This is a genomic window from Nocardia miyunensis NBRC 108239, from assembly GCF_001613065.1.
GTDB classification, from domain to species: domain Bacteria; phylum Actinomycetota; class Actinomycetes; order Mycobacteriales; family Mycobacteriaceae; genus Nocardia; species Nocardia miyunensis.
In genome coordinates this window covers 121795-127973 of sequence record NZ_BDBQ01000002.1, presented here as the reverse complement: position 1 = coordinate 127973, position 6179 = coordinate 121795, and the positions used below count along the sequence as shown (strand labels likewise).

Genomic DNA, 6179 nt, shown 5'->3' with positions numbered 1-6179 from the left:
CCCGACTATTCAGCCGGGCCCGCCTCACTCAGCGCAGGGTGACCTGACGCGAGCGCAATCCGTCGCGTGAACGTCGCTCGTCCGGGGTCAGGGGGGCGTCCGAGGCGAGGGCCTCGCTCAGGCGGGCGCCGAATTCCGTTGCGGGCTTTACCCATTCGGTGGCGTGCTGTTCGCGGTCCAGGTCGAAGACGGGGACGAGCAGGCCGTGGGTGCGGAACGAACCGGCGAAGCGGGAGCCCTCGCCGAGGTGCAGGCCGCCGGAGGCGTGCAGGCGCGCCAGCGCCAGCATCAGTGCGTCCTCGTCCTCCGGGCGGACCCAGCGCAGATGCGCCTTCTCCCCCGCGTCGACCCACCAGGCCGCGCCGATCGCGTCGGCGTCCAACCTCAGGCGGTCGGACGGCATAATCGCCTGATTGGCCTGTTCGATGGTGCTCGCCACCTGCGGGTCCGGCTGCACCCCCTCGGGCACCCACCAGTTGAAGTCCTGGTGCACGGTCAGATCCAGGCCCGCGCTCGGGTCGAGCACCTCGGTCAGCGCCTCGGTCGCCACCTCGGCGTCGGCGGCGCTGTTCAGCGATTCGCCCGGCTCGGCGGCCTGCGTCCAGGCGATGGCGGCGGCCAGATCGGCGGCCGGATTCTCGGACTGGAACTGCACCTGCGCGGCGACGAATCCGACCGGTTCGGCGGCGGCGCGCACCAGTGCGGCCACCGCGCCGGGCAGCACCGTGGCCAGGGTCACCGGACGTTTCGCGGCGAAGCCGGGCGCGGTGCGCAACGTCGCGGTCGCCGACGGCACGAACTCCCGTAGCGCCACCAGATCGCATTCCGCGGCCAGCCCCGCGAACGGACGCGTCACGCCGCGGCTGGCTTGCTCGGCTCGCCGCTCGGCGAGACGCTGGGCCCGGTTGCTGTCGGGCTTGGGACTGTTGCGCTTGCTCTTACCCACGGATGCAGAACCTACAACCCCGCACCGCCATATCGCGATTCACCGTGCCGTCGAACGCCGGGAAGGTTGACTGTCAATCGGTCCGCGCCCACGCCCGCGCAAGCCGGCCCGCACAGTCACACACCCGCAATACCCCGGTGAACAGCGCCGCTGCGGCGGCTCGACCAACAGCGGCACAACAGTCGTATCCGCCACCCGCCTCGCACAGTCGCGTATTCACGACGAGACATCCAGCGACTCCGTGACCGGCAACCTCGACGCAGCTCGATCACCCGTGCACGTCAGCGAATCCCCCTCGCGGCCGGTCACGGGTCCGCGGTCACGCGACGCTAGCTCTGTGACGAATCGGGAAGCGGCGGAAGCGCATCCAGCAGCGCCTTCGTGCGGCCCGGATGGTTGGTGGCGACCCAGTTGACGCCGAGTTCGGCGCACAGCTTCACATCGTCCGGATCGTCGACCGTCCAGCAGTACGTGGCCCGCCCTGCGGCGGCGGCCTTGTCCACCAGATCCGGATGTTCGCGCAGGGTCTTCACCGAGGGGCCGACCGCGGTCGCCCCGACCGTGGTCGCCGCGCTACCGCCGAGATAGCGGGAGGATTCGCCGAGCAGCACCGTCGGCAGCAGCGGCGCGGCGCGGCGGATCCGCCAGACCGCCGTCGCGGCGAAGGACATCACCACCGCGCGCGAATGCGCTGCCGAGGCGGGCGTCGCGATGCCGAATCGCTGCAGTTCGGCCAGTACCTTGTTCTCCACCAGCGCGCCGTAGCGCACCGGATGTTTGGTCTCGATGAACAGCTTCGTCGGCCGGCTGCGCCAATCCAGCACCAGCGAGATCAGTTCGCTCAGGGTCAGTACCGGGGACGATTCGCCGTCGGCGCCGAAGTCCAGGGCGCGCAACTCCTCCAGGTTCATCTCGCTGACCAGACCGGAACCCGAGGAGGTGCGATCCACCGTCCGGTCGTGCACACAGACCAGATGTCCGTCGCGCGTCAGCCGCACATCGCATTCGACACCGTCGGCGCCCTCCTGCAGGGCGAGTTCGTATGCGGCGAGAGTGTGTTCCGGACGTGCCGCCGAGGCGCCCCGGTGCGCGACGACGAACGGCGCACGACTGTCCTGGTTCACTTCGCCATGACCTCCTCCTGCTCGGATTCCGCACCCGATACGGCCTCCGCACGCACATCCTGCACGACCTCCGGATCGACTGCGCGCTCAACTGCCGCACCGGACGAATCGCTCGCGGCCGCGGCGGAATCCGCACCACCGGATCCGGCGGCTTCCGCGCTCGCCGGATGCACCGGTTCGATGACCGGGACGACCGGACCGCCGGTGGCCACCCAGCGCTTGGGCAGCCGCCGACGACCGCGCAGGTCCAGCCCCTCGCACGACCGCACCACCCAGAGCGACAGCACCGCGACCGCCGTCGCCACCAGATCGGTGTAGACGGTGAAGATCACGCCGTTGGCCTGGGCCTGCAACGTGTCGGTTGTCCGAAAGCTCAGCGCCACAACGGCCATCACACCGTTGACCACCCAGACCGCCCACCAGATCCGCACGACCTGCAGCATGCGCGGATCGTCGTGACGACGTGCCAGCTCGGTCAGGAACACCCCCGGCCAGAGCAGATTCGCCACCGGAACGACACAACCCAGCAGCAGCGCCCACATCCCGCGCGGATCGCGCTGCCCGTCGGCGGTGTAGACCCGGCGCCGGGCCTCGATCAGCCAGCCGACCAGCGCGACCGCGCTCAACAGCGCGAACACCAGGGCCAGCACGGCGAAAACCCGCACCGACCAGTCGGACAGGTAGACCACGACCGGTTCGATCAACCGCGTCCGGTTCCACATGAGCAGCAGATACCGCCCGAATTCGGCGGCCGCCGACGCGATGAACAGCACGGCCGTGGTCGTCAGCAGCCGAACGAGACGATCGGTCAGCCGATCCAGCCGCGAACGGGGAGCCGGGATCGGCTGTGCGGGCCGATCGCGCAGGCCCCAGCGCGGAATCTCGGTGTAGCGGGGTGTCGGAACGGGTGCGGCAGCCACCGACGACGAGCGGGTGTCACGCGGCCGACGATGTCCGGGAGGCCGGGCGACCCAGCGGTAGTTGCGGCGCTGCGGCGGGGCGTCGACCGGAGCCGGGGACAGCAACACGCCGTGGCAGCGCGGGCACCAGTGCATGGGTCTGCCCTGCACCGCCCATCGCGCACCGCAGCGGGCACAGGGCTGCACGACCGTACTCACCGCCATGCCTGTCCCCCTCTCATCAGTAGATCTTCGCCTCATGATCGCCCTCGGCGGCCAGCGGGCGACCTGCCTTCTGCCAGGCCACCATGCCGCCGGAGACGTTGACCGCATCGAATCCGATATGCGTCAGATACCGCACGACCTGCAGCGATCGCCCGCCCTGGCGGCAGACGACGTAGATCTCCCGGTCATAGTCCAGTTCCTCGGCACGCGCGGGAATGTCGGCCATGGGGATGTGCACGGCGCCCGGCGCGTGCCCGAGCTGCCACTCGTCGTCCTCCCGGACGTCGAGCAGCATGGCCGGTGTGGTCCCGGCATCATCGAATTCGGCAGGTACGGCATCCACCGGCACCGATGGAATTTCGGGGCTCGTCACGTGTTCGATCCTGCCACGGCAGCCCCGCCGACGGAGAGTGTGGATAACTTGCGCCGAGTTATCCACATATCCACAGCCTCATCCACAGGTCGAGAGTGTTGCGGCGATCGAACGATTCGGAACCCCCTGACCAGTAAGAAGCGCATGTGGGCGACCGATCCGAAACTCCCCTCCTCATGCCGGAGCGGTCGCCCACCGCCTTCTACGGGGTCCGCCGCGGGCTGCAGCACCGGCTGGCGGAACTGCGGCGGGGGATCCCGACAACTACTTGGACGGAGCGCGCGGGCGTTCGGTTCCCTCGGTTTCGAAAAATCCCGGGCGACACCTAGCGCGAAGCGAAATCCCCGACATGTCCACGGTGATCGGTAGCCTGGACGCCATGGACGCGACCCGCGGGTTACTCGACGGATTGGATACGGCCGGACTCAACACAGCGCTTGCCGAAGGCACCTGTCTGGGCCTCGTGCCCGACGTCGGGGCCGCACGAGTTCGGATCGAACTCGAAGCGCTGACCCTACCCACCGATGGGCCGCCGCCCACGGATCGCCGGGTGCACCTGACCCTGACCGGCGTCAGCCGAGTGGCCGCCTCGCTGCGCATGCAGCGCTGGGACGATGCCGAACCGCAGGTCTTCCCGCTCACCCTGGAAACCCTCGGCGAGGCCATCGACGGGTTCGGCGGCGGCGCCCTGCACGGCTGGGATTTCATCGACGCCGACGACAGCGGCTGGGCGCTGTGGCGCGAGCTGCTGAGCTTCGACACCATCGTCAGCGCCGAGCCGGGCACCCATCTGCTGGAGTTCTCCCAGCAGGAGGGCATCGATCCGCGCGAACTGGATGTGCGGATCTGGTTCGAGGACGTCTCGATCACCAGCCCCGAGGGAGCCGAGATCGTGCTCGCGGAGTTCATCGACGGCGGTGCGCGCTGGTGGAAGGCACACGACGCCTGCGATCCGCGCACCATGTTGCCGGACGTCGCGCCACCGATGTAGGGCCGCAGAAGATTCCGATCATCGGGAATCTTCCGTTCATCAGGAATTCCGGGGGCACGACCGCCGGTTGCACAGGAGCGGGTGTACGAATGATGGTTGATGCGCTCGGCAAGTCCGGGTGCAGACGACATACGACGGAAGGGACATCGTGGCTGAGTACACGCTGCCAGATCTGGATTACGACTACGGCGCCCTGGAGCCGCACATCTCCGGGCAGATCAACGAACTCCACCATTCCAAGCACCACGCCGCTTATGTCGCCGGCGCCAACACCGCACTCGAGAAGCTGGAAGCGGCTCGTGAGTCCGGCGACCACGGCGCGATCTTCCTGAACGAGAAGAACCTGGCCTTCCACCTGGGTGGGCACGTCAACCACACCATCTGGTGGAAGAACCTGTCCCCGAACGGCGGCGACAAGCCGGTCGGCGATCTGGCCGCGGCCATCGACGACCAGTTCGGCTCGTTCGACAAGTTCCGCGCGCAGTTCACCGCCGCGGCCAACGGTCTGCAGGGCTCGGGCTGGGCCGTGCTGGGCTACGACCAGCTGGGCCAGAAGCTGCTGACCTTCCAGCTGTACGACCAGCAGGCCAACGTGCCGCTGGGCATCATCCCGCTGCTGCAGGTCGACATGTGGGAGCACGCGTTCTACCTGCAGTACAAGAACGTCAAGGCCGACTACGTGAAGGCGTTCTGGAACGTGGTCAACTGGGCCGACGTGCAGGAGCGTTTCGCTCGGGCGACCGCCCAGGGCAAGGGTCTGGTCTTCGGCTGATCCGCCCGCGCCGGAACTCCGGCGCACTCGGCTGACGGGCCCGCGAACCGTACGGTTCGCGGGCCCGTTTCATGTTTCAGGCCTGTTACCTGCGCTTTAGCACTCTCTGGTACTTGTGTGCCAGACATTGTTCGGGCCATTCTCGGGTACTCACAACTTCAGGACGGCTCGCTATCTCGGCAGCCATCCCGGTACCGATTCGGGAGGCCACGATGCACACGAACGATCCGGTTCGAGTCACGCCATTCCAGGCGCACGGATCACTGCGGGGATTTCTCATCGGAGGCCGCTGGCCGGACACCACGAAGGAGTGGGCGCAACTGCTGGCCCTGGCCGTACGGGTGGCGACGCTGCCGGGCATTCTCACCACGACCACGGTTTTCGGCGCTCGCGAGGATCTACCCGACGACCCCGAACCCGGCACGGTCGGCCTGGTTCTGGCCGAGGGCCCGGTACTGGGCGAGCAGGCGCTCGAGCCCGGACGGTTCGCCCGGCATGTGCCGCCCGCGCTGATGATGCTGCATCCGCCCTCGGAAACACGCCCGTCCCTGCCCGAATGCAGTGGGGCGGCCTCGGGCTGCGTGCTGCTGCCCGGAGTGCCGCATCTGGGCTTGCAGCATCGCGCGGCCTGGGTGGAGGCCGAATCGGACGGCACGGTGACCTCGATGGTCAGCCGGGTGGGAGTGGATCCGATCAGCGATCCCGATACCGCGGTTCTGGCCATGTTGATCGCAGCTTGAGGGTACCCGAAATCTCCCGGAAGGATCGCCAAACTTATTGCGCGCATTGCGATTTCGATTACACGCGGTTGGCATCGCACGCAACGTAGGCTAGGCTTGGTAACAGCGA

7 protein-coding genes are annotated in these 6179 nt (G+C 68.1%); 3 read left to right on the top strand and 4 right to left on the bottom strand.

Annotation, left to right across the window (positions count from 1 at the left end):
* Window positions 1–28: 28 nt before the first annotated feature.
* From NM2_RS03010 to NM2_RS02995, 4 genes are all read right to left on the bottom strand, one after another.
* Window positions 29–946 (bottom strand): DUF5926 family protein, encoded by a 918-nt coding sequence (locus NM2_RS03010; RefSeq protein WP_067663605.1) that lies wholly within the window; start codon window positions 944–946, stop codon window positions 29–31.
* A gap of 329 nt (window positions 947–1275) precedes the next feature.
* On the bottom strand, window positions 1276–2070 hold the full coding sequence (locus NM2_RS03005) for a glycerophosphodiester phosphodiesterase (RefSeq protein ID WP_067663602.1): 795 nt from the start codon (window positions 2068–2070) through the stop codon (window positions 1276–1278).
* Window positions 2067–3194: a DUF4328 domain-containing protein gene (locus NM2_RS03000; RefSeq protein WP_084530422.1), complete on the bottom strand. Its 1128-nt coding sequence runs from the start codon at window positions 3192–3194 to the stop codon at window positions 2067–2069. Before NM2_RS03000 ends, NM2_RS03005 begins: the two co-directional genes overlap by 4 nt.
* 16 nt (window positions 3195–3210) lie before the next feature.
* Window positions 3211–3567, bottom strand: coding sequence for a rhodanese-like domain-containing protein (locus NM2_RS02995; protein WP_174575592.1), 357 nt, complete (start codon window positions 3565–3567; stop codon window positions 3211–3213).
* Between the two features lie 349 nt (window positions 3568–3916).
* On the opposite strand from NM2_RS02995, the gene NM2_RS02990 reads away from it, so the two are divergent.
* The 3 genes from NM2_RS02990 (at window position 3917) to NM2_RS02980 (ending at window position 6070) form a co-directional block, all read left to right on the top strand.
* The gene (locus NM2_RS02990; RefSeq protein WP_245717811.1) at window positions 3917–4558 is read left to right on the top strand and encodes a hypothetical protein; all 642 of its coding nucleotides are present in this window, start codon (window positions 3917–3919) and stop codon (window positions 4556–4558) included.
* A gap of 148 nt (window positions 4559–4706) precedes the next feature.
* Entirely contained in the window at window positions 4707–5330 is a 624-nt protein-coding gene (locus NM2_RS02985; RefSeq protein ID WP_067663657.1) for a superoxide dismutase, read from the top strand.
* A gap of 212 nt (window positions 5331–5542) precedes the next feature.
* A complete protein-coding gene (locus NM2_RS02980; protein ID WP_067663599.1) occupies window positions 5543–6070 on the top strand; it encodes a peptidase in 528 nt (175 codons plus the stop codon).
* Window positions 6071–6179 lie beyond the last annotated feature (109 nt).